This window comes from Cyclobacterium jeungdonense (assembly GCF_010994275.1).
In the GTDB taxonomy this organism is placed as follows: domain Bacteria; phylum Bacteroidota; class Bacteroidia; order Cytophagales; family Cyclobacteriaceae; genus Cyclobacterium; species Cyclobacterium jeungdonense.
Genome location: NZ_WMCD01000013.1, coordinates 33,322 through 57,371 on the forward strand (window position 1 = coordinate 33,322; position 24,050 = coordinate 57,371).

The 24,050-nt window shown below is 46.0% G+C and carries 14 protein-coding genes; 9 read left to right on the forward strand and 5 right to left on the reverse strand.

The features are described from left to right. Positions 1-2: 2 nt before the first annotated feature. Both GKS34_RS20695 and GKS34_RS20700 read right to left on the reverse strand, forming a co-directional pair. Entirely contained in the window at positions 3-3,827 is a 3,825-nt protein-coding gene (locus GKS34_RS20695) for a PVC-type heme-binding CxxCH protein (RefSeq protein WP_163386898.1), read from the reverse strand. Between the two features lie 13 nt (positions 3,828-3,840). Next, complete coding sequence (locus GKS34_RS20700) at positions 3,841-5,418, reverse strand: sulfatase family protein (RefSeq protein WP_205602120.1); 1,578 nt, start codon at positions 5,416-5,418, stop codon at positions 3,841-3,843. Positions 5,419-5,697: 279 nt separating this feature from the next. Here GKS34_RS20700 and GKS34_RS20705 point away from each other — a divergent pair, with 279 nt between their 5' ends. Further along, positions 5,698-6,582, forward strand: a complete 885-nt coding sequence (locus tag GKS34_RS20705; RefSeq protein WP_163386899.1) for a LamG-like jellyroll fold domain-containing protein — start codon at positions 5,698-5,700, stop codon at positions 6,580-6,582. A gap of 32 nt (positions 6,583-6,614) precedes the next feature. Here GKS34_RS20705 and GKS34_RS20710 read toward each other — a convergent pair whose 3' ends face one another. Further along, positions 6,615-7,817 carry a DUF6807 domain-containing protein gene (locus GKS34_RS20710; protein WP_163386900.1) on the reverse strand — a complete coding sequence of 401 codons (1,203 nt, stop codon included), beginning with the start codon at positions 7,815-7,817 and terminating at the stop codon, positions 6,615-6,617. Between the two features lie 200 nt (positions 7,818-8,017). Here GKS34_RS20710 and GKS34_RS20715 point away from each other — a divergent pair, with 200 nt between their 5' ends. The 3 genes from GKS34_RS20715 (at position 8,018) to GKS34_RS20725 (ending at position 14,316) form a co-directional block, all read left to right on the forward strand. Continuing rightward, entirely contained in the window at positions 8,018-10,834 is a 2,817-nt protein-coding gene (locus tag GKS34_RS20715) for a M16 family metallopeptidase (protein ID WP_163386901.1), read from the forward strand. Between the two features lie 62 nt (positions 10,835-10,896). Next, entirely contained in the window at positions 10,897-12,057 is a 1,161-nt protein-coding gene (locus tag GKS34_RS20720; RefSeq protein ID WP_163386902.1) for a sialidase family protein, read from the forward strand. 36 nt (positions 12,058-12,093) lie between these two features. Further along, complete coding sequence (locus GKS34_RS20725) at positions 12,094-14,316, forward strand: right-handed parallel beta-helix repeat-containing protein (RefSeq protein ID WP_163386903.1); 2,223 nt, start codon at positions 12,094-12,096, stop codon at positions 14,314-14,316. A 3-nt stretch (positions 14,317-14,319) separates the two neighbouring features. Here GKS34_RS20725 and GKS34_RS20730 read toward each other — a convergent pair whose 3' ends face one another. Continuing rightward, complete coding sequence (locus GKS34_RS20730) at positions 14,320-15,507, reverse strand: lactonase family protein (protein ID WP_240459396.1); 1,188 nt, start codon at positions 15,505-15,507, stop codon at positions 14,320-14,322. Positions 15,508-15,564: 57 nt separating this feature from the next. Further along, positions 15,565-17,406 (reverse strand): alkaline phosphatase, encoded by a 1,842-nt coding sequence (locus GKS34_RS20735; RefSeq protein ID WP_163386904.1) that lies wholly within the window; start codon positions 17,404-17,406, stop codon positions 15,565-15,567. 253 nt (positions 17,407-17,659) lie between these two features. Between GKS34_RS20735 and GKS34_RS20740 the strand changes: the two genes are divergently transcribed. The 5 genes from GKS34_RS20740 to GKS34_RS20760 all read left to right on the forward strand — a co-directional run bounded on the left by GKS34_RS20740 (position 17,660) and on the right by GKS34_RS20760 (position 23,993). Then, positions 17,660-17,938 carry a YtxH domain-containing protein gene (locus GKS34_RS20740; protein WP_163386905.1) on the forward strand — a complete coding sequence of 93 codons (279 nt, stop codon included), beginning with the start codon at positions 17,660-17,662 and terminating at the stop codon, positions 17,936-17,938. 70 nt (positions 17,939-18,008) lie between these two features. Beyond that, positions 18,009-18,731, forward strand: a complete 723-nt coding sequence (locus GKS34_RS20745) for an SDR family oxidoreductase (RefSeq protein WP_163386906.1) — start codon at positions 18,009-18,011, stop codon at positions 18,729-18,731. Positions 18,732-18,945: 214 nt separating this feature from the next. Then, positions 18,946-21,222, forward strand: a complete 2,277-nt coding sequence (locus GKS34_RS20750) for a response regulator (RefSeq protein WP_163386907.1) — start codon at positions 18,946-18,948, stop codon at positions 21,220-21,222. Between the two features lie 370 nt (positions 21,223-21,592). After that, positions 21,593-22,633, forward strand: a complete 1,041-nt coding sequence (locus tag GKS34_RS20755) for a Gfo/Idh/MocA family protein (protein ID WP_163386908.1) — start codon at positions 21,593-21,595, stop codon at positions 22,631-22,633. A 16-nt stretch (positions 22,634-22,649) separates the two neighbouring features. After that, positions 22,650-23,993, forward strand: a complete 1,344-nt coding sequence (locus GKS34_RS20760; protein ID WP_163386909.1) for a Gfo/Idh/MocA family protein — start codon at positions 22,650-22,652, stop codon at positions 23,991-23,993. Positions 23,994-24,050: the final 57 nt, after the last annotated feature.

Here is a 24,050-nt window from a genome sequence, read left to right on the forward strand (position 1 = left end):
TCTTAATCGAGTTGCTGTTGGGTTTGGAGATAGGCCATTAAATTTATCACTTCCTGATTGGATAAAGGCTCAAATAAACCTGGCGGCATCAGTGATACATTGGTAACCTCTTTGTTTTGAATAGAGGATTTATTGATCTGGACCGGGTCTTGTCCTGCTATTTTCAGGGTAAGTTGCCGTGGATTTTCTGCGACCACATTTCCAGTATACGTGCGGCCATCCATGGTGGTGATAACTACCAGACGGTAAGCATCCTGAATTTCGGCACTTGGCTCCAATACATTCAGTAATATGTAATCGGGATCTTGCCGATTCGAACCCGTCAGATCGGGGCCGATATCTGCACCCTCTGCAAACATTTTATGACAACTACCACAGGATTGCTGGAATAGGCGCTTGCCTTCTCGCAGGTTTGCCGTAGAAAGGGCTTCTTTGGTTAGAAGGTTTCGGTATTGTTGGTAAGCAGCCTCATCATTGGGCACATGTTCTATGGGGCCCCAAATTTCGATAAAGCCGCTTCCAATCACCCGGTGCAACTGCCTGGCTAGGGTGACCGGGATGTCTTTTTTTGAAATGGTTCCGGATTTAATCTCATCCATCAACAAGTTGCCGTAAATAGGTCTGGAAGCCAGGGATTGCAGAATCGCGGTTTTCTGCGCTGCCGATGCCTCGGGATAGAGGCGGATCAAGTTTGATCCCAAATCCGCCCGATTGTAACTCGCAACAGCCTTTATAGCTTCTAATCTCAATGCTTCTACTTCAAGAAGTTTCGGTAGGAGGGGAATTAATTCTTGCTTTTGCTGTGCCGAAAGCATTTGCAGCGCCTGGATTTTATCTTCATTAGTTACTGTCGGTGCCGTTAAAGTATTGATTGCTTTTTGGGTAGCTTCTGCGTCGCCAAATTGTGCCGTAATTTGCGCAGCAAGCCGCCCAATTTCTCCATTTCCCTGTATTTGCTCGGCTAATGACCTCCATGCTTCCGGCATGGAAAGATCGGTTCTGCCTTCCATTCCCTGAAGCATTCCATTTAGTAATACTTGTTTGTTTTGTTCGGCTTGCCGGATCGCGGAGAGTAAAGGAGTCATGTGATCTCCATCCACCGCCCTGCGGGCCATGAATTGTGCTAAAAGCGGTATCTCTGATGTCCTGGCAAGGGATAAAAAGCGGGAAGGATTTTTGTCAATCAAGTATTCGGTCCCGAACCAGATCATCTTGGGCAGGTTATGATCATTCCGGTCTTCATCCCGGCTCATCAATGCGGCTGCCAAATCCCATTTCCATGGTTCGGGGATGCGCTGTAAGGCAGAAGCGAGGTATAGCCTTACCCTTGGTGATGGATCCGTTTTAGCCATTTGGGCAAATTTTTCTCTCGCGACTGTCGGAGGGTTCCGGTCTTCACAAAGCAGTTGTATACCCCAGGCCCGGACATATGGATCCCGGTCGTCCAACAAGGATAAAAGGTCTTGCTGTTGCCAACCGTTTACCTGGTGTAAGGTCCACAGAGCCCGGAGGCGGTAATCGACATTTTTATGGTTGTTGAAAATTTCTTTTAATTCGGTAATACTTGCCTCATTTATTGGATTGTTTACAGCCCTTTTCTGGAGAATGCCTCTTGCCCTTCGGGAATGCCAGTCACTTTTACTGGTTTGGAGCTGTACCAGTTCTGAATCGGATAGGATATTCAAGTCTTCGTACCTGCCTTCCCATTCTTCAGCGCGGGAATTTTCGGGCATGATACGGAATATTCTGCCTGTTTCTCCATGCAACACTTCCTGCCCGCAAATATCGGCATCGTGCCAGTCCAAAACATATACACCGCCCTCAGGGCCTATTTCCATACTGAAGCCTACCCACTGTGCATTATTGGCCAATAGGAAATCGTCCCCATGCTGTCCTGTAAATCCAGAGCCTTTTGGAATGAGTTCGTCTGTCAATACAGCATGTTCGTGAATATTTGCCATAAATACCCGTCCCCTTTCCTCATCGGGAAAGGCATCGGATTGGTAGATTCGGGCTCCACCATGGGCAGAACGATGGCTATGGTCGGTGATGGTTTTGATGTCTTCATATACGTAAGGATTGAAATGTTGGCCTCCCTGCCGGTGGTAAATTCCACCCGGGATCACGTGCCACAGGTGTGGTATCACGCAGGCGCTCATGATCCATTGCCCTTTGGGGTCATAATCGATGCCCCAGGGGTTACTAAAGCCATGTGCTACGACCTCAAATTCGTGTTTTACAGGATGGTACCGCCAGACACCTCCATTGATGTCCACACCTTCCGCCTCCAATAAATTCTCCGGAAAAGGATCCTTATGGTAATACAATTTCTTAGTTTCTTCCCCAACAGGCTTTCTGATTTTGGAAGGCGTAGCAAATCCCTGCAGTCCATACAACCACCCATCCGGCCCCCAATGAAGGCTATTCAAGGTTTCGTGCCTGTCCCGAATGCCCCAGCCGGTCAGCAATACTTCGATGTCATTGACATCAGCCCGATCATCCCCATCTTTGTCCGGGATAAACAAAAGATTGGGTGGAGCACCTACATAAACCCCTTCAAACCCGATAGCCAGTGCCGCAGGAAAAGCCAGGCCTTCCATAAAAACCTTCTTTTTATCGGCCTGTCCGTCACCATCGGTATCCTCCAAAATCAGAATTCTACTATCACCTGCATTCGAAAATCCGTCTCCCCGGGATTCATAATCCTTGTTTTCCGCTATCCATAGCCTGCCCTTATCATCCCAGCAAAAAGCCATGGGTTGGGTAATCATAGGCTCGGAAGCAAAAACGTTGGCCTGAAAACCTTCTTTGATGGTCATTTCTTCCACGGCCTCTTCCGGAGATAGGAATTTGGCTTTTCTTCCTTCTTCCCGGGCGATGCCCCATAGAGCAGTTGTATTGTACATTCCGGTATTTCCAGTATACTCGCCCCAGGCTTCGGTTAAGGCCAGGTCTTGAAATTCATCAGTATAGAACAGCAGCCGGTGCTTCAGAACTAATTTTTCACCCGCTGCCAGGTTCCAGTCCTCATCCCGGGTGTAAGCGGGACCCACACCAAACTGATTGTCTACGCGCCATTTTTGAGGGTACCCTTTGTTTTCCGGGTGGTCAAACAAGGCAATATTTGCCGGGTTGTCCCTTCCTTTCACCTGCATGCCAATATTCAACCACATGGAGGGCTGGCCTTCAGCCATATCGTTTTGCTGTCTTGCGGTGTTGATAACCCTGGCATCCATTCCCTCTGACCAGGGCATTCTTAGAAAAAGACCTCCGTAATCGTATTTACCAATGGTAACAGCTTCTTCCGCCTGTCCAACCCATTCCAGGTCCAGAAAATATTTTTGATCTTCCATCCTGAAAGTCCAGTTTTGGGTTTCGGTTAGAATGGGGTTACCAAGGCTGTCCAGCATTTCGTACACGGTCTGCCATTCCACTTGTTCTCCTTCTCCCTGAAGTACATTCGCCGCCACCTTTCGCCAATGATTTTCCCCTGGATGGTGAAAAAAATCCCGTCCGTTTACCCGTGTAAACCCCCAATAAAGCCCGGTCTGGTGCTTATGATGCCCCGGGCTGTATTCGGTTAAGATTCCTTTCCCATCTGGAGAACGTATAGGATGAATGTAGGGCCGAAATCCTTCTTTCGTTTCCTGTATCAGGAGGGGTTGGTCCGGCATGTCTTTTCTCAGGATCTGAAGCTGTCCCGTCTCTTCATTCCGTATGATTTTTAAATCAACAGGACCTTCTACGTTACGTTGGTTTTCGCCATTCCTGCCTCCACCGCAACCGACGGTCACCAGCAGGAGAATTAGGACAAGGTTATTTCGCATGGGTTGGGTTTAGTTAATAGTCACTTTTGGGGTGAATTACGCCATATTGTCTTTTTAATCGCTTAAACCGGTCAGTAAGGGAGCTTTGAATGGAGTCGTATTCGGGATGATTGTAAATATTATTCATCTCCATGGGATCTTCCTGCAGATCGTACATCTCCCACTCATCCAGTTCGTAAAAATGCATGAGCTTAAATCTCTCACCGGTGATGCCCTCGTGTTTGTTTACACTATGCACGCCGGGGAATTCATAATAATGGTAATACAGGTAATCCCTCCAATTCTCTGGAGTGTCTCCGGTCATTAATGGGAGCAGGCTTCTGCCTTGCATGCGGTCGGGAGCTTCAATTCCAGCGACATCCAAAAAGGTCTGCGCAAAATCCAGGTTGGAAACAAGGTCCTTGTTGACCGTTCCTTCGGGGATTTTACCTTGCCATTGCATCAGTAGTGGTGTACGAAAGGATTCTTCGTACATAAAGCGCTTGTCAAACCATCCATGCTCTCCCAGGTAAAAACCCTGGTCTGAGGTATACACAATCAGGGTGTTTTCATCCAGCCCGTTTTCCTCCAAATAATCCAATACCCTGCCCACGTTGTCATCAACGGAACGGATGGTGGCCAGGTAATCGCGCATGTATCGCTGGTATTTCCAGCGGACCAGTTCTTCTCCTTGAAGGTTCTTCTCCTGAAATTCCTGAATAATGGGATCGTAAACGGCATCCCAGGCGGCTCGCTGCTCCTCATTCATGCGGCCGTAAGTGCGGTTAAAACTACCTTTGTTCCTGTTTTCTTCCGTCCAAAGCTTCAAATCTGAATCTAACTGCATGGTTTCCCGGATGGTCATGTCCTGCTCTTTTGCGGCGGTTCCCCGGGTGTCGTAATCATCAAAAAGGTTGAAAGGCTCGGGGAATTCTACATCTTCGTACAGTTCCAGATGATCCGGTCCTTTTTCCCATTCCCGGTGGGGCGCCTTGTGTTGAAGCATCAGCATAAAAGGTTTTCCATCGGCTTTATTGGCCTCCAGCCATGCTAGGGATTTGTCCGTGATCAGGTCGGTCACATAGCCTTCTACCGCTCCGGTGTCGGTGTCCGAAATAAAATCAGGGTTGTAATAATGCCCCTGCCCCGGAAGGATTTCCCAATGGTCAAAACCCGTGGGTTTAGAGCGCAGATGCCATTTACCAATAAGGGCGGTGGTATAACCATTTTCCCTCAATAGCTTCGGAAAGGTGATTTGTTCCCCGTCAAAGATATCACCATTGGTCCGGAGCCCGTTTACATGACTATGTGCCCCGGTTAAAATCGTAGCCCTGGAAGGCGCACAAATGGAGTTCGTTACATAGGCCCTGTCAAAGCGCATCCCCCGATCGGCAATTCTATCAATATTAGGTGTGGGAGCAAGTTTGGAAAAGCGGTCCTCATAGGCACTGATAGCTTGAAAAGCATGATCATCGGAAAAAATAAACAAAATGTTAGGAGGACCGGATGCAGTGACCTCCTCCGTTTCTTTTTTGGTACAGGATGCCACTATCAATGCAAATAGCAAAAACAGGAACAGGCTTTTAATGGGTTGAAAATGGACTTTTCTCATTATGCGATATTAACAGATAAAATGGGTATATTTATTACTTATTTGAACGTAGAAGGAAACAATATAAAAACATTTCCTCGCACAAAGAAATTTGATTGCAGCAAAACCATGAGTTGTTTACCGAAGGATTTGTTTTTATAGGAAATGGAAGTTCTTTTAGGGTACTGCTTAGTCTGGGGCCAAATAGGTATTCAGGATAGAATGAATTAGTAATCTTGCCATTATAAAAAGGTTACTAACCCATATTTTCTATTGTAATGGCTTTAAATTTTAAAATGGATGTTTAAGTCAATAGTTTATCAGATTCCTTTTTTTCTATTTTTTATGATGTCCCAGGTAGGCTTAGGTAGACAGCATCCTATTCAGGTATTGACTGCTAAAACTGGTTTGGTGGCCCTTTGGGATTTCAAAGAGCCTGCAGGAACGCCCAGGAATGCGGTAGGTAAGGGAGACTTTCCTCTCAATGAAATGAACGGCCCGATAGCGCGAATGGAGGAAGGGCCGCTCTCCGGCTTTTCATCCCATTTTGGGAAAAACGTCTTTTTGGCGCTTCCTTATGAGAAGACCGGTGCGCTAAATATTCATGGAAAAGGACAGGAAATTTCGGTCATGGCCTGGGTGAAATGGTTCGGTAAAACCGGTTTTGTAGGAGGTATGTGGAATGAATATACGGATGGAGGGAAAAGACAATACGGACTTTTTGTGGACCTTCCCCATTACAACGGTGCCAATCAGGTATGTGGCCATGTATCCGCCAACGGTGGTCCCACTCCTCCATTTCCGTATAGCTGTGATTACTCAGCCAGCAATCAGGAACTGACCCGAGGGAAATGGCATTTTATTGCTTTCACCTATGATGGAACGTATATTAAATCCTATCTGGATGGGGAGTTTCAGGAAAGAGCGCCTGAGCCCATAAAAAATACCCAAGTTTTTCCCGGATTACCCGATGGTTTGGTTCATTCCAAAAACCCCTACTATTTCCCTGATGGATTGGGGGATAATGGTTCGGATTTCACCGTTGGGGCAGTGGTGTTGCAAAGGGGTATGGGGAATTTTTTCAACGGGCTCATAGGGGGGCTTGCAGTTTTTGACCGTGTTCTGGATGAAGGTGAATTGCTGGAAATTAACCGACTGACTATGAATCAAACGGCTCCTCAATAATTTTGGAGGATATGGTCATTACTTGCTGGCGTTCAATCCAGAATTTCAACCCCAATGGGATCTATTAGGTCATTACGGATACTTTCGATCACCTTTTTGTCTGGCTCTCCCTGATGAACATAATACCGAAAGCTGCTTTTAAAAGTTTCTCCCGGAGCAATGGTAAATTCGCCATCTACCATGGGAGCGTAGACCCAATAAGGCATGGTGGGATGAACGCGTATGGCTTGCGGGTATCTGAAATTGTCAGGATGCCCAAATACGGTGGCTCCGGCGGTTTCTCCCTCCACTTCCCCGAAGGCAGCTACCCAGGAGGCATGGGTGTGGTTGGCGTTTTCTCCGGTATATCCCTCCGAGGTTAATATGTTCCAGGTATTCGAATAATGAACCGAGTCCACGGAATTCCATTCTTTAGAACCCCGAAACCCCATGCCCCCATAGTGGTAATCCAATATAAACAAGGTATCACTACTGGTGTTGGTTTGCTCGGAAATCAGGTCAAACAGGTAATAATCGGAAGTGGGGAAAACCACTACTTTCCATTTCTCCTCTAATACTTCACCGTGTTTCAGACTAATATGGCTTAGCAAGCTTTCAAATAAGGCAGCATTGACTCCCTCTTCCACATGCATCAAATCTACATGCTCCACGGTTCCGGTTTCTTGATGCTGATTCCAGAAATCTACTTTTTCTCCTTTAAATTGCGTATTAACCCAGGCATTGAATATAGCATGTTGATGGGTATGACCCACAGGGAATGCATCTGTCAGTACCTGTCCTTCCGGGCTGTAGAGAGGGTGAATCATCCCGCTTCTTTTATAATATTCGGGAAGCCCTTCATCGGGCATGGCGGTAGCCGTTTGGTAAAATAAAACGGGTTGTTCGTTAACCGCAATTTCCACGCCTTCCTCGGATTGGTTTACTGTTACCCGATTGGACACGTTTCCTTTAGCTTGACGTAATCCAAAATCGCCGGTTGTTCCGGCTGGCATCTCGTCAATGAATACCAAAAGATCCCCCGATGCCAAAACCTGTGCAGGAAAGGCCTTTCCGCTTTTTTCATTCACCAGCTCATAGTCACTTCCAGCTGGCAAATCCTTGTTTAAGGGGATTATTAGGGGACAGTTTTTTCGGTCCACCTCACCAGCATCCAGTACAATGCTCATAATAGGAGAGGAGGAGCAGCCCATTTGAGCCAAAAGAAGCATACCGATGTAAAAATAAGCTTTTAACATAGATTATATGGGTTGAGAGACAGAATCCAATGGTAAGATCGTAAGGGGAAAGTGGAATTCCAATTTGCTACGGTAAAATTTTGAAATGGCTGCCAAACAAACGTACGGACCTAGCATTTTAACCGCAATATTTTTCAATTTGGCTTTTTATTCACCATATTGTTCGTCTTGATATCGTCTATTCTCGTTTTCAATTTCTTATGAAGGAAAAATTTAAGCTCTTAGCCCTCTGGTTTTGTTTTTCTGCCAGCATTTCAAATGCTCAATTTGCTTCCACCGACAGCGTTCCCCTGGACTCCAGAGTGAAAACAGGTCAATTGGAAAATGGAATGGAATATTATATTCAATACAACCCGAAACCGGAAAACAAACTGGAACTACGCCTGGCGATCAAAGCCGGCTCCATGCAAGAAAGGGAAGATCAGCTGGGGCTAGCTCATTTTGTGGAGCACATGGCTTTCAATGGGTCGGAACATTTTGAAAAAAATGAACTCATCAGTTATTTACAATCCATTGGTGTGGCATTTGGAAGTGATCTTAATGCTTATACCAGTTTTGATGAAACGGTGTACATGCTTCCCATTCCTACTGATGACGAAGAAAAAATACAAAATGGGTTTCAGGTGATGCGTGATTGGGCAGGAGGGCTGTTGCTGAATTCAGAAGATATTAATGCGGAACGGGGAATTGTCGTGGAGGAATGGCGAACTGGCCAGGGAGTGGATCAACGGATGAGAGATGCCTATTTGCCCGTTTTGTTACACGAAAGCCGCTATGCGAATAGACTACCCATTGGCGATATGGACATTATCCGGGAGGCGGAGGAAGAAGTGATCCGGGATTTTTACAGGGACTGGTACCGTCCGGACCTAATGGGAATCGTGGCGGTGGGTGATGTAGCCCCCGAAAAAGTGGAAGCCTTGATCAAAGACTACTTTGGAGACCTTACAAATCCCGTGGAAGCACCCGAGCGTGTTTATTATGAGGTGCCGGAACACGCGGAGAATTTTGTGAAAATCATTACCGATGAAGAAGCCCCCGGTATTCAGGTACAATTATATTACAAGCACCAACCGGTAGCTACCGAAACATATGATGACTATAAAGACCGGATTTTGAGAACAATGGTCGGTGGGATGCTAACGCAGCGGCTGGATGAAATCAGACAAAAGCCGGACGCGCCCTTTATTTTTGCTGGGGCCAGGTATGGTAAATTGGTCAAAGGGCTGGAGTTTTTTACTACCTCCGGGGTAGTGGGACCGGGCAAAACCAAGGAAGGATTGCGGTCTTTTCTGGAGGAAAACAGGCGGGCAGTCCAACATGGATTTACTCAAAGTGAACTTGAACGTGTGAAACGTTCGCTTTTGAATAGTGCAGAAAGGTCCTTTAAGGAAATGGATAAGGCCGAGTCACGGTCCCTGGTAGGACGGTATGTATCACACTTTCTAAATGAGACCTTTGCTGATAATCCGGCTCATCGAAATCGTTTTTATCAGGAAGTAATCCCGGAAATCACCTTGGAAGAAGTGAATACCGTGGTCGATAAGCTGGTACGCGAAAATAATACCGTGGTGATCGTCACGGCACCGGAAAAAGACAGGGAATCCTTGCCAACAGAATCCGAGCTTTTGGCCGTGCTAAATGAAGCAAAGGAAATAGAAACGACCCCCTATCAGGAAAAGGAACTCAGGGAGGAGCTGATGCTGGCCATACCCGAATCGGGGAAGGTGGTGACGGTGCGGGAAGTGGAAGAAGTCGGCATCACAATTATACAATTGGCTAATGGACTAAAAATCCATTTCAAACCCACCGACTTCAAAAACGATGAAATTCTGTTTACCGGGTCCAGCAAAGGCGGCACATCCCTGTACCCGGACAGAGACCATATCCATGCCAGCTATGCAGGAACTGCTGTAAACGTCATGGGAGTGGGAGATTTTTCTCCTTCCGATTTGAGGAAGGTGTTGGCAGGTAAAAATGTTCAGGTTACGCCCAATATTGGCAGGTATTCCGAAAACATATCAGGGAGTACTTCTCCAGAGGATCTGGAATTGGCCTTGCAGCTAATTCACCTCTATTTTACCGCCCCCAGAATGGATTCAGAGCTTTGGGAGGTATTTCTCACTAACCAAAAAAATCAATTGGAAAGTGCGCAGGTTAATCCCGATTTTCAGTTTAATAAGCGAGTCAACGAAATAATAAGCAATGGAAATCCCAGAGGGATGGGCATTTTTTCTCCGGAGAAACTGGATTCCATCGAAGTGGAGAAAAGTCTGGAGATTTTCACCGAAAGGTTCGCAAATGTGGCCGATTTTGAGTTTTTGTTTACCGGTAATATTGATTTAGACCTAGTAATCCCCATGGTGGAGCGATACCTGGGAAGTCTGCCCGGAAATCCTGCGTTGGAAAGCGAGCAATTCCGGGATTTGGGCATCAATCCCCCGCAGGACCAGACGGAGTTGATAAAAGTCGGCGTAGATGAAAAAAGTCAGGTGATCCTGTATTTCAATGGGGATACCGCCTATGATCTGGAAAAATCCCAGCAGCTATCGTACCTGGGGGAAATATTGACCATTAAATTAATCGAATCCTTACGGGAACAAATAGGAGGTGTTTACGGCGTCGGTGCCAGAGGAAGCTTAAGCAAGGTTCCGAATGAGCGGTTTAGCTTTGTTATCAACTTTCCCTGCGCGCCGGAATCGGTCCCTGAGTTGACCGCTGCTGTCTGGGAGGAAATCGAAAAAATACAAACCAATGGTCCCGAAGCGGAGGATTTGGAAAAAGTAAGGGAAACCAAACGGATATCCCTGGAAGAAAACCTCCGCCGCAATGGTTTCTGGCATGGGCAGATTAGTGCGGCCATCAGCGGCAACATGCCTTTGGATACCGTACTGGGAGCGGCGGATAGGGTGTTGGGCGTTACAGGGCAACAGGTTCAGGCACTCGCCAGAGAATTTCTAAAAGAGGAATTTTTATTAAAAATTATCCGGTATCCGGCAGATTTTCAGGAAGAATAGCGGCAGGACCTACAGACGATGCCGAATCAAAGCAACACACTGTTAACTAATAAATTGAAAATATGCTGATTTCGTTTTTAATAATCTTTTTGGGCTTTTTTCCCTTCCTGACGGCAGAACAGCTCTCGCTATCTGCTACACAAGACCGGGATGAAACAGCCTTGTATGTAAGTGGAGAGGGCGGGTACCACACCTATAGAATCCCATCACTACTGGTAGCGCAAGATGGCTCCTTGCTGGCTTTTGTCGAAGGTAGAAAATCCGGAAGTGGCGATACCGGAGACATTGATCTTTTGCTTAAACGGTCAGAGGACGGGGGACATACCTGGTCCGAACAAATGGTGCTATGGGATGATGGAGAAAATGTCTGTGGAAATCCAACCCCGGTGCTGGATGAAAACACCGGAGAAATTCACTTGCTGCTTACCTGGAATAGGGGAGATGACCACGAAGGGGATATCATCCTAAAAAGGAGTCAGGATACCCGCCGTGTATTTGTCATGAAATCCACCGATCATGGCCAAACCTGGACGGAACCAAAGGACATTACCCATAGCACAAAAAATCCGGAATGGGGCTGGTATGCCACTGGTCCAGGAATAGGCATTCAAATCCAACATGGCCCCGATAAAGGCCGTTTGGTGATTCCATCGGATCACAGTTACGATGACCCAAATGGCGATGTAAGGGGAGGGCCCTTTGAATACGGCTCGCATGTGATCTATAGCGACGATCAGGGGGAAACCTGGAATCTGGGCGGTACCATTCGACCTAAGATGAACGAATGTCAGGTAGTGGAGATGGCCGATGGGAAAGGAAGTCTTTTGATGAATATGCGCTCCTATTTCGGAAAGAACAGGCGTGCTTTGTCGGTAAGCAGGGATGGGGGAATTTCCTGGTCCGATCCCGTGGAAGCAGTGACATTGGTAGAGCCCGTTTGTCAGGCGGCATTTCTCAGGTATTCCTGGCCCAAAGACCCGGAGGGAGATGTGGTGTTGTTTTCAAATCCCGCTAGTACAAAGAGGGAAAACATTACGGTAAAATTAAGCAGGGATAGTGGGAAGACATGGGTGGGCTCCAAGACCCTCCATGCCGGCCCCGCTGCTTATTCTGCATTGGCCCGATTGCCTAATGGGCAAATCCTTTGCCTTTATGAAAAAGGAGACCAACATCCGTATGAAAAAATTAGCCTGGCCCGGCTAAGCCTGGATGATTTTCAATGACGCAATGGGTGTCTCAAAATTCAAAAACAAGTAGAAATGAGTAAGGATATATCTGAATTCGGGAGATGGCTGAAACCGGGGTTTACGATGGCAGTTTTTACATTTTCTGCAGCGATGCTTTTCGGACAATCGCCAACGTTACCCTCAGATCCGAATGTTATTCCAATAGACGGCCCGGGGTACTACGGAAGAGAAGGTAGCACTTATGTTTTGACCCGTGATATTCGCGCTGAAAAAAGCGCCCTCTTTCTGGGAAAAGACCTTACACTGGACCTGAATGGCCATACCATTACGTTTGCAGACGGGGCCTATGATAGCCTGGAAAACGGAGGCTTTGAAAGCGGCCTGGACGGATGGGATCTTTCGAAAGCACCCGGAGCTGAATTGTTGGAAACCAGTAAAACACGCCCGTTTGTGGGTGAGAAGCTGCTCGGTTTACAGAAAGGAGATGAAATCCTATCCCCTTATATCGATTTACCATACGCCAATAGGTCTTATTATGCAATCTGTGGAATTACAGGTAGGGTTTTTAGGGATATGGGAGGGGACCTTTCCAATGAGATGAAAATCAGTTTGTTCGTGGAAGATGAACGAGGCGAGGTGATAGAGGTAATGACGGATTATGGGTCAGGACCTGTAAGAAGCAGTCCTGTTTTTCAAAAAAGCCCTCGCTTGGGTGGCGGTTTTATAGTGGCTCATATTCAGGGGCTTCCCGCAGGGAAATACCGGATCCGGGTGAAGGCCGATACCGACTGTCTGGTAGATGAAATTGGTATTTTCCCGGCATTTGATGTGGGTATAGGAATCGTGGGTAAGACCCATCCCAAAGGGCATTACGATCACTTGTATGAAAACCAGCACGCGGCCTTTTACGATTATACAGCTGATTTTCAAACAGGAAACCCGCTCCCAGAAATTCCTCAAGTGAGTGGAAAGGGAACGGTTACCATCAAAAATGGAACCATTAAATCCGGATTTGGCGGAGTGATGAGTTGGGGTATCCAATCTACGGCCGATGATGTCGAGCTGATATTGGATGGGGTGACCATTATTAACCAGGGAATCAATGCGACAGCAGTAGACGTACCGCAAGCCAGAATAAGTCATTGCCGGTTTGAGGTGGCAAACCCTCAATTGATTCACCGCCACGGTTCCCAGCATTATGCCGTAGACCTAAGAGGTAAGGGCGTTTCGGAAGTTGCCTATTCGGCGTTTTACGGAGGGCAGGGATGCCTGGTGTTTAAGGGAAAAAAGTCTTCCATCCATCATAATACCTTTGTGAACCATCAACTGGTAACCAACCATTACAGCATCATGGCCATGGGGGATAGCTCCCTGATTTATGAAAATACCATCGTCCCTGAGGTTGGATCTGGGATAGAGATTTTTCGTCACAAAGGAATCGAAATATTCAATAACCGAATTAAAATTGAGGCTTCCCCACCTACTACTGAATATGGGAAGGAGGAATTCAGTACTGCAGCCATCCGAATTGCAGATTACCGGGATAGTCCCGGTTCCCCGACCGGAGCCTTTGGTAATAAAGTGTATAACAATACCATCGAGGTACGTGGGCGTTCCTTTCCGGAATATCCGGAATACACGCCCATGGCCTGGGCCCTTTTTTACAGTGCCAGTGCCGGAGATAATTTTGTATTTGGAAATCGTATCACTGTAGATCATCCAAATCCTTCGTCCGGTTCCGAAGCGGCCGCTTTCTATATTGGTGGTGGGCTCACGGGGTTTGGAGGAGTGTTTCAGGGCAATACGGTCTACACAAACGTTCCCGCTGCCTGGATAGGCTGTCGGTATGGTGGAGCGGTAAATACCCGACTTGCTTACAACCATTTCATCAACACCAGTTCCGTAGAGTTGCAACCATTTCGTATGGGTTGGGAATCCTGCGACAGCTGCTATGCCAAAGAGGTAACTTTTGTTGGAAACACCTTTCACAAAATGGATTTTGGATTCCTAAAGACCGAGCAGCCTCATTCTTATCGGGTAATGATGCCTGTTGAGGTTCTTTGGCAGGGAAATAAGATGGATATGCCGGTAATTCGAGTGGAGGATAAAAGCGGTACGCATATTCAGACCGCCCAATTTAACAAGGAAGGCCTTTGGCAGGTAGAACTACTTTTGGAAACCTACCAGCATCCACAAAGTAACCGAAAGGAGGGATATTGGCTGCTGGTAGGAAAAGAAAAGCGCTTTGTGACCAGAGAATCTTTCCAGCCCATAGTCTTTGGAGCTGAGGAATAACTGTTACTTTAAGAATAATTGCTCAATAAAGACTGCCCTTGGTATGGAAATGCTTTTTCCGGTGGGCAAAGGGATGCCCGTTTGGTCCTGGATCCTGAAGATAACGATATTATCAGATTCCATATTTGCTACCAGAAGTAATTCTCCCTTTTTATCCATTTTAAAGTTTCGCGGGTGTTGACCGCCAGTGGGAACATGTCCCTGAATTTTTAGCAGACCGGTTTCCTGATCGACTTGGTAGATGGCCAGGTTATCCTGACCCCGATTACTGGCATAGAGCCATTTGCCATCCACCGAAAGGTGAATGTCCGCAGCCGCATTGTAATCCGTTTGTATTTCCGGCGAAAGCATTTCGATGCGGTCTAATAATAGGAGGTCGCCATTTTTTGGGTCAACGGTGTAAATTCCCACCGTGTTGCTCAGTTCCTCCACAGAATAAGCGTAGGGTAGTTCAGGGTGGATTACAAAATGCCGGGGGCCGGAACCCGCTTTGACAGGAAATATCTCGGGATCCTTTTGCACGCTGGCGTTTTTGAGATTGACTTCGTATTTCAAAATCTGGTCAATACCCAAGTCCGATGCGTAAACCCACTTGCCATCCGAGGACGGAATCATGGAATGCATGTGGGGTTTAGTTTGGTTCGGGTGAACACTGCTACCCTCGTGTTGGATGACGGATACTGGCTCGCTAATGGCACCGGAATCGGCCACTTTAAAGGTCGATAAATTACCTCCCTGGTAATGCGAAACAAATACCACCTGCCCGGTAGGATCTACACTGATATGACAAGGGCTGGCACCGGCCGAAGATGCCTGGTTAATTAAGGAAAGGTGTCCGGAATTCTGGTCGATTGAATACGATACGATGGTCCCGTTCGGGTCTTCCGGATTATTACCCTCCCGGTAGGCTGCGTATAAATACCTCCCAGAGGGATGGAGCGCCAGAAAAGTAGGGTTTTGTTTATCGTGAACCGTTTGCAGAATGGTGGCCGATAAATTGGTCCTGTCAAAATCAAGCACATAGATGCCTTTGCTGTCGTTTTGACTGTAGGTACCAATGTAGAGGATTTCCTTTGCGGATTGAGCCATGGTTTTTGGAGTAAAATGCAGGGTTATGATACCGATTATAATAAGCAGTATCATTCTCGATATGTAATTGGGAAATACGGATGCGAATACCAGTTTATTCATTTTTTGAATATACCATATTTTCTAATAAAACAGCAACATGAAGGGAAATGTCCTGATTTACCTGGATGATTCCAGTTCCAGGACTTTTATTAGTTTACTAAAGATTTCGGTGTTTTCATATACTCCTCTGAATTTATGGGAATGAGGCCCATAAGCAAAAACAGGAACCATCAGCCCCGTATGGTCTTCTGTCGAAAACTCCAACTCCACTGTGTTATCGGCCGTATTCCCCTGGGGGATGGTCACCCCTCCTGTTTCATGATCTGCCGTAATAAGTACCAGCGTATGCCCATCCCCATCGGCAAACCGAACCGCCTCCGCAACAGCCTGATCAAAATCAATTCCTTCATTTATAACCGTACCCACCTCATTGGCATGTCCGCCTGAATCAATGTAAGCACTCTCGATCATTAAGAAAAAGGGTTGGTCTTTTGAATTAAGGAAGTCAATTCCGGCTTTGGTTGCTTCCGGGAGGAAGTCCCGCCTTCCACCACTTATTTTTGGCAGGCCTTGGTTGGAAGCAAAATACCCTGCCTTTGCTCCTTTTTGCGTAACCAGATCTCGCAAAGAGGAGGCTAAAATAAAACCTGACTTTTCCAGATTTTCTAGTTCGATGGTTTCGCCATCCAGAAAATCTATTTTGCCGCCACCAATAAACAGGGACAGTGGACTTTTTGCCAGGTCAGAAGCAATATTCCGGGTCAGATCACGCTCGGGTTGGTGGGCAAAAAAGGCCGCCGGAGTGGCACCTGTCAAATGATCCGTAGTGATAATTCCCGAGTTAAATCCGTAGGGAGCCAGGTATTCCGGTAAATTTGCTGCTGGCGTTCCATCTGGATGCATGCCAATGCTCCGGTTTTTTGCTTTTTGCCCGGAGGCCAGTGCAGTACCTGCTGCTGCAGAGTCGGTGGTGAAATCGTCGGCAGACTGGGTTTTGATTAGGCCCAGGTTTTTCAGTTGTGTCAGTGTTAATTGATTGTTGTTTGCATACATGGCAGCGGATAACTGAGCCAACCCATTACCGTCTCCAATTAATAAGATCACATTCTTGACTCTCCGATCGGTACCGTCCGATTCGAATGTCGGGCGGTAAATTTCCCTTGGGGTAGGATGGGTATACAATCGGTTTTGAAGGCTCGAAAGGTAGCTTTTAGCAGCGCCAGGGTGATCGGTATTGATGTAATCTACGCCCAGCTCATGCAATGCCTTCCAGGCAGTTTTACTGTCTGGCGTGGCCCAAAACCGAATGGGCTTTCCAAATTGATGGGCCACGCGAATGGCTTCCTTTAGTTGTACAATATCCGAATCTATAAGCCTGCCCTTTCCATTCCATTGCGAAAAACTGCGAAAGCTTAGGCTGAACAGCTCAATTTTATCTAGTGGAAGGCTTTCGGTATCTTCTACACTTTGGTAATCAAAAAACACAGGGAATGGATAGCGGTGGTAATCCTTCTTTTCCGGACGGTTTCCGGAAATTACTATTTTTACAAAGGGATGTTCGCGGTCTTCCCATAGCTCCTGATAGGGCTCTAATTCCTTTAGAAGTTGATGCATAGTAGCATAGGCTTCTGTTTTAAAATCCACCAGGAGGATAAAGGGATGCAAACTACCAAGTTGCAGACGCTTTGCCTGAACCATGGGTTCCAGGTACAAACTGGACAAGGTATGTCCTGTTCGGATACTTTCTTTTTCATGGGCTACAAATAAGGTGTCGTTCCGGAGTATTACGTCTGCTTCAATGGAAGCGGTTCCACTAGCATAGGCCTCCCAAAACGGAATTTGCTGCAAATAATCGTTGTGGCTATGAATGTTGATATCCTGGGCCCCCAGAGGGGCCGCTAAACATGTGATCAGCCAACATGCAATTGTTAAAAAGGAGGCATTCTTTGAGGGTTTCATAATTTCGAATTTGTACAAAAGTAGCGCAATTGCGAGATTTTCATAGGTAGGGGTGGTTAAATTAGAGTTAATTTTGCAGGCAAATGGTCTGCTTTTTGACAAATCGGCCGGGTATTGAACTCAATGTTGGATTATGGTTGAGAAAATTGAAAAATTCTCAACTTTGGTATAAATGTTGTTGTAATATGAGTATAGAATTTCTTCTGAGATGAAGATTTGTTTTTCAAAGTTTAAACCATTAATACCAGATAGTATGAATTCAACAAAAGTAATTTTAAGCGCATTGGCAGGAGTAGCAGTAGGAGTACAAATAGGCCTGTTGATTGCTCCAGAGAAAGGTGAAGATACTCGCAAGAAGCTAACCAAAAAAGGGGAAGCGTACTTGAAGGACATCAATGGTCAGATCGATGGACTTCTCAAGGGCATGAATGAGAAAATGGACAAAATGAACAAGAACATTGCTACTGTAGCCGAAGAAACTAAAGCCAGAGGAAAAGAGCTTCTGACTGAGGCAAAAGAAAAATCAAAATAAGGCAATCTTTACTGTCTGGGCCAATGATTCTTCATTGGCCTTTTTTTATTTAAACCTACAAGTAATAATTATGTCATTAAAAAACACAACTGCCATTGTAACCGGTGGCAATACAGGAATCGGCTTCGGTATAGCAGAAGCATTAGCGGCTGAGGGTGTTAATGTAGCCATCAGTAGTCGTAGTCTACAGCGTGCGGAAGAAGCGGCTGAAAAAATCCGGAAAAATCCGCTGACTAAAGGCGAGGTGTTACCTTTAGAAATGGATGTACGGGATTTTAATGCCCAAAAGAAAGGCGTTCAGGATGTACTCGGAAAATGGGGTAAGTTGGATTATTTCGTTGCCAATGCAGGCGTAGGTCATTTTGCGCCGATTCAAGAATTGTCTCCTGAAAAATGGCATGAAACGATTGATACCAACCTGACTGGCGTATTTTATGGGATCAAAGCATCTGTAGATGCATTGAAATCTACCAAAGGCTTTTTCCTGACCATTTCTAGTCTGGCGGGAACGAACTTCTTTGCAGGGGGATCGGCTTACAATGCCAGCAAGTTCGGTTTGACCGGTTTTTCCCAGGCGATCATGCTGGATCTGAGACAAGAAGGTGTGCGGGTAAGTACCATCATGCCCGGGTCAGTGGCCACGGGATTCAATGATCATGAGGTAAATGAAAAGGATGCCTGGAAAATTCAGATCGAAGATATTGGCGAAATGGTCGTCTGCCTTTTTAACCTGGATCCTCGAACGCTTCCAAGTAAAATAGAAGTAAGGCCAAGCATGCCCCCCCAAAAATAAGAAAGGTTAGACTCTTTATATCGATTATATAGCCGGTACGCTTTTCAGGTGCCGGTATTTTTTTGTTAAATAAGTAGTATTTTACTTACTAATCCGAATAAAATATGCAATATTTACGAATAACAGACACTTTAATCTTTTATAGGTAATAATTTGATTTTTAAGGGTTGAAAATTGCTGCTGAGTACATTTTTTTTAAAAGGAGAGGAGAGAGATGCGGAATCGGATATTAAATGTTTTGTTTCTTAAAAGATTGGATGAAGCGGATGATCCGATTTACCGAACCAGGCTGACCATACTTTCTTGGGCTTATTTATCCACTGCCTTGTGTTTTATTCAATGCGTAGCTTTGGTATGGGTTTTTGGTGAAATCCAGGCCGATTCCATGGTTTTTGTACCCTTTATGTTGGTACATTTTGCCCTTTTTTACCTACTTATTTTTAAGGAATGGTTGGTTCCTTTAGCACATGTAAAGATAGTCATGTTGCTATTGCCCATACTTTTGAACCTGTTTATCATGCAGGACCGGGTATTGCTGATGCTGGATATTGCTTCTATTTTCAATATTTTGATTTTTAGCTTAATTATCCTTTCCCAGCGATGGACGTTATTTTATTTTTTGACAAGTGCATTTCCAATTGGTTGGGGGTATTTTTTTTACGATAGCTATCAATACCATGAAATCTTTTACGGGTATGCCGGCGGCGATTATGCATTTGCCTCCGTTTTGGCCTATTTGTTTGTCATTGCGTTTATTTCACTACTATGGATAAAAAACGCCTTTTTGAAATCCATTTCCAAGTTGTCCGACCTTTCCAACTTATTGATGAAGCAAAGATCCAATTTGTTGCTCCAATCGAAGGAATTAGAAAGGGCGAATAGAGATTTGGAAAACCAAGGTCGTGCTGAGCAGAAGGCCCGCAAAGCTGCGGAAACGGCCAATAAGGCCAAAAGTACATTTCTTTCTACTATGAGTCATGAAATAAGGACCCCTTTGAACGGGGTGTTGGGCATGGCCGGGTTGCTTAAGGAAACAGCATTGGATGAAGAGCAAAAAGAGTTTACCGACATCATCTGCAATAGTGGTGAATCCCTGTTGAATGTGATTAACGATATCCTTGATTTTTCCCGACTGGAATCGGGTGAAGTGGAGATTGACCCTCATGATTTTAATTTACGTAGCAGCATAGAGGATGTGTTGGATTTATTTTCCAGGCAGGCCTCCAATAAAGGGATCGACCTGCTGTACCATCTGCCCGAGGGAATTCCCTCACATTTGTGGGCCGATGGGATGAGATTGAAACAGGTTCTGATGAATCTGGTTAACAATGCGATAAAATTTACTTTTAGTGGGGAAGTCTTTGTGGAGGTGGAAGTAGCGGCACAGCAGGGAAGAGACTGGATACTAATAGTTAAAGTGAAAGATTCGGGCATTGGAATTCCTTCTGACAAAATTTCCCGCCTATTCAAATCGTTTTCCCAGGTAGATGCTTCAACCACAAGAAAATACGGAGGAACGGGCTTGGGATTGGCCATCTGTCATCATTTGGTCACGATAATGGGAGGTAAAATAGGTGTTGAAAGTAATCTGGGGAAAGGCAGCATGTTCTATTTCACCCTTCCAGTGAAGGCCCCGGAGGCTGCTCATATTTCTGAGGAACCCAAATTGGATAATCGTGTTTTGGCTGGTCGAAAAGTTCTCATCGTGGACGATAATTTTACCAATTTGAAAATTCTTCGACTGCAATTGGAAAACTTGAGTTTGAAACCCTTTTCAGCATCCTCGGCCGAGGAGGCATTAAAAATTCTCGAAAAGGAACGAGAAATTGAACTGGTAATTACGGATATGGAAATGCCAGAAATGAATGGTGTGCAATTCGCGATGAAAGTCCAAAGTGGATTTCCGGATAAAACGATCCTATTGCTAAGCTCCATAGGAGATCAATCGAAAAGAACCAATCCGGGTTTGTTTATGGCTGTCCTTAATAAACCGGTTAAGTATACCCACCTTATACATGCGCTTCATGCTGCGTTGGATGGAAATCCGGGAATTGCCCCGCCGTTGAATAGACCTAAGAAAAAGCTGGAATCAAATTTTTCTGAAAAGTACCCCTTATCCATTCTGGTCGCAGAGGACACTCCCATTAACCAAAAATTAATTTTAATGATTCTTCAGCGTTTAGGATACCAGCCTGACGTTGTGAATAATGGTGTAGAGGCACTTGAAAAGGTGCTGGCAAATAATTACGATTTGGTTTTGATGGATGTTCAAATGCCGGAAATGGACGGGCTGCAAGCATGCAGGGAAATCCGGAATCATCAAAATGAAAACGCCCCTTTGATCATTGCGATGACAGCCGGAGCGATGGAAGAAGACAAACAGCGCTGTTTCGCGGCAGGAATGGATGGCTATATTTCCAAGCCTTTGGAAATAGACAAATTAAAAGAAGTCTTAAAAACATCCAGCAGTAGAATCCCACTAAAGACATAACCTTCATGAAGATACGAAAAAGGGTCTGCAATACTTGCCTAATGCTCCTCTTTTTTGTGTCAACCTCTTTTCTTTTTGTTGGGTTTCTGGAGCACGTTTACCCGCAAGGTGCTTCCGTTCATGAAAATCTGCAGCTACCCGCAGGATAAAAAGAATAGTTGCTAATTAAATCACTTTTAAGGGCTTAACCTACTCAAAGGACTTCAGAAACGTTGTCCTGGCGGCAGGGATGCAGGGAATTTTGCGTTTCGTGGAATAGTCCTGAGCATTTTTTAATTTTTTTGTTAAATTGACCCATAAACCAGGAATTAATCTAATTAATAATCCAGAAACCAATCAATAATTTTGTAAACGCATTCCAACATAATTTATGGACTCAGCACTAAACAGAAGAAATTTTATGGAAAAGGCAGCACTGGCAGGCTTTGGCTTAAGCTTGGCGCCACAAGTACTTAGTTTTGCGTCCGCTCGCCCAAGAGATGAAAAGCGGGTAGGCATTATCGGCCTGGACACCTCCCATAGCCTGGCCTTTACCAAAGCCTTCAACGCTACGGATGCAGCTTCGGACCTGGGAGGCTATAAAGTGGTGGCTGCCTATCCGCATGGCAGCAAGGACATTCCCTCCTCGGTGGAACGAATTCCGGGGTATACAGAGGAAATTCAAACCTTAGGCGTAGAAATTGTCGACTCCATTTCCTCCCTTCTGGAAAAGGTGAATGTGGTGCTTCTGGAGACCAATGATGGCAGGCTTCACTTGGAGCAGGCCCTGGAAGTATTTAAATCAGGGAAGACAGTATTTATAGATAAACCGATTTCGGCATCCCTGGTGGATGCCATTGCCATTTTCGAGGCAGCTAAGAAATACAATGTTCCGGTATTTTCCAGCAGTTCCCTTCGGTATATGGAGAATGCTGTTGCAGTCAGAAATGGGAAAATCGGAAAGGTGATGGGAGCAGATACTTTTAGTCCGGCTACCCTGGAACCCACCCATCCGGATTTGTTTTGGTATGGCATACACGGGGTAGAAACCCTGTATACCCTGATGGGCACGGGTTGTGAAACCGTACAGCGAACCCATACAGAAGGCGCGGATGTAGTGGTTGGTACCTGGGGAGGAGGCAGAATAGGCACCTTCAGAGGGACCCGCTCCGGTAAAAGCGGCTATGGAGGAAGGGCCTTTGGGGAAGAAGGCATCCTGGATATGGGATCCTATGGTGGCTACCGGCCACTTTTGGTGGAAATAGCAAAGTTTTTTGATTCCGGGAAGGCACCGGTATCTGCTGAAGAAACAATTGAAATCTTTGCCTTTATGCAAGCTGCCGACGAAAGCAAAAAAATCAACGGACATGCCGTCTCCCTGCAGGCCGTTTTGGACAAAGGTAGGAGGGAAGCCGCTCAAATCAGCATTTAATTTTATACCCAATACGATGAAAAATAGCAGAAGAACGTTTGTAAAAAAAGCAGTAGCTGGAGCAACCCTGGCATCGATAGGAGGCATGCTGCCCGGTATGTCCGCCAAAAGTTATGGTAAAATCATGGGAGCCAATGACCGCATCCTGGCCGCAAGCATGGGCGTGGTTAGCAGAGGGCATGCAGTCGGTACCAATTTTGCCAGCCAGGAGCAATGTGATGTCATTTACAGTTGCGATGTGGACATTCGGGCAGCAGAAAAATTTGCCGGTTCCGTGAATGAAATTCAGGGCAGCAGACCTAAGATTGAAAAAGATATCCGCAAGGTATTGGAGGACAAGGATGTGGACGTTTTGATCGTAACAGCCCCTGACCACTGGCATGCTCCGGCCGCACTAATGGCCTTGAAGGCAGGGAAACACGTATATCTGGAAAAGCCTTGTAGCCACAATCCCCATGAGGGAGAACTCCTGATGGAAGCCCAAAAGAAATACAATAAAGTAATTCAAGTCGGCAACCAGCGCCGCTCCTGGCCCAATGTGATGAAAGGGATTGAAGAACTCCACAATGGAGTGATCGGCAGGCCATATATGGCCAAAACCTGGTATGCCAATAACCGAGGACCCATAGGGGTAGGAAAACAGGTGCCGGTGCCCGAATGGCTGGACTACGAACTCTGGCAGGGACCTGCACCGAGGGAAGCCTACAGAGACAATATCCTGCACTACAACTGGCATTGGTTCTGGAACTGGGGCACCGGGGAAGCCCTGAACAACGGCACTCACATGGTGGATCTGGCCCGCTGGGGACTGCAGGTGGATTATCCTTCCAGGGTGAATTCCTCCGGAGGCCGTTACCGCTACAATGACGATTGGGAAACCCCCGATACCCAAATCATTAACCTTGAATTTGATAATAATTCCGTCATCACCTGGGAAGGCAGAAGCTGTAACGGCAAGCACATAGAAAACGGAAGCGTTGGTACTTTGTTTTATGGGGAAGAAGGTAGCCTGCTGATAGAAGGAGGAAATTCCTACAAGATTTTCAACCTAAAAAATGAATTGGTAAAGGATGTGAAAAATGATCAGGAAATCGATCCCACCAACCGGACCAATCCGGCGCAGGCACTGGATGCCATGCACATCCAAAACTTTTTTGACGGCATCAAAAATGGAACGGAGGTTCGTTCCGAGATCGTTGGTGCACACAAAAGTACCCTTCTGGTGCAATTGGGTAATATTGCTCAGCGGGTTGGAAGAACCCTGGACATCGATCCAAAAAATGGGAACATTCAGTACGATCCCACCGCCATGGAACTTTGGAAAAGGGAATATGAGCCCGGTTGGGAACCAAGCGTATAAAATTTCCTACATCTTAAAAGGCCAAACAATTCTGGTTTGGCCTTTTTTCTTTCACCA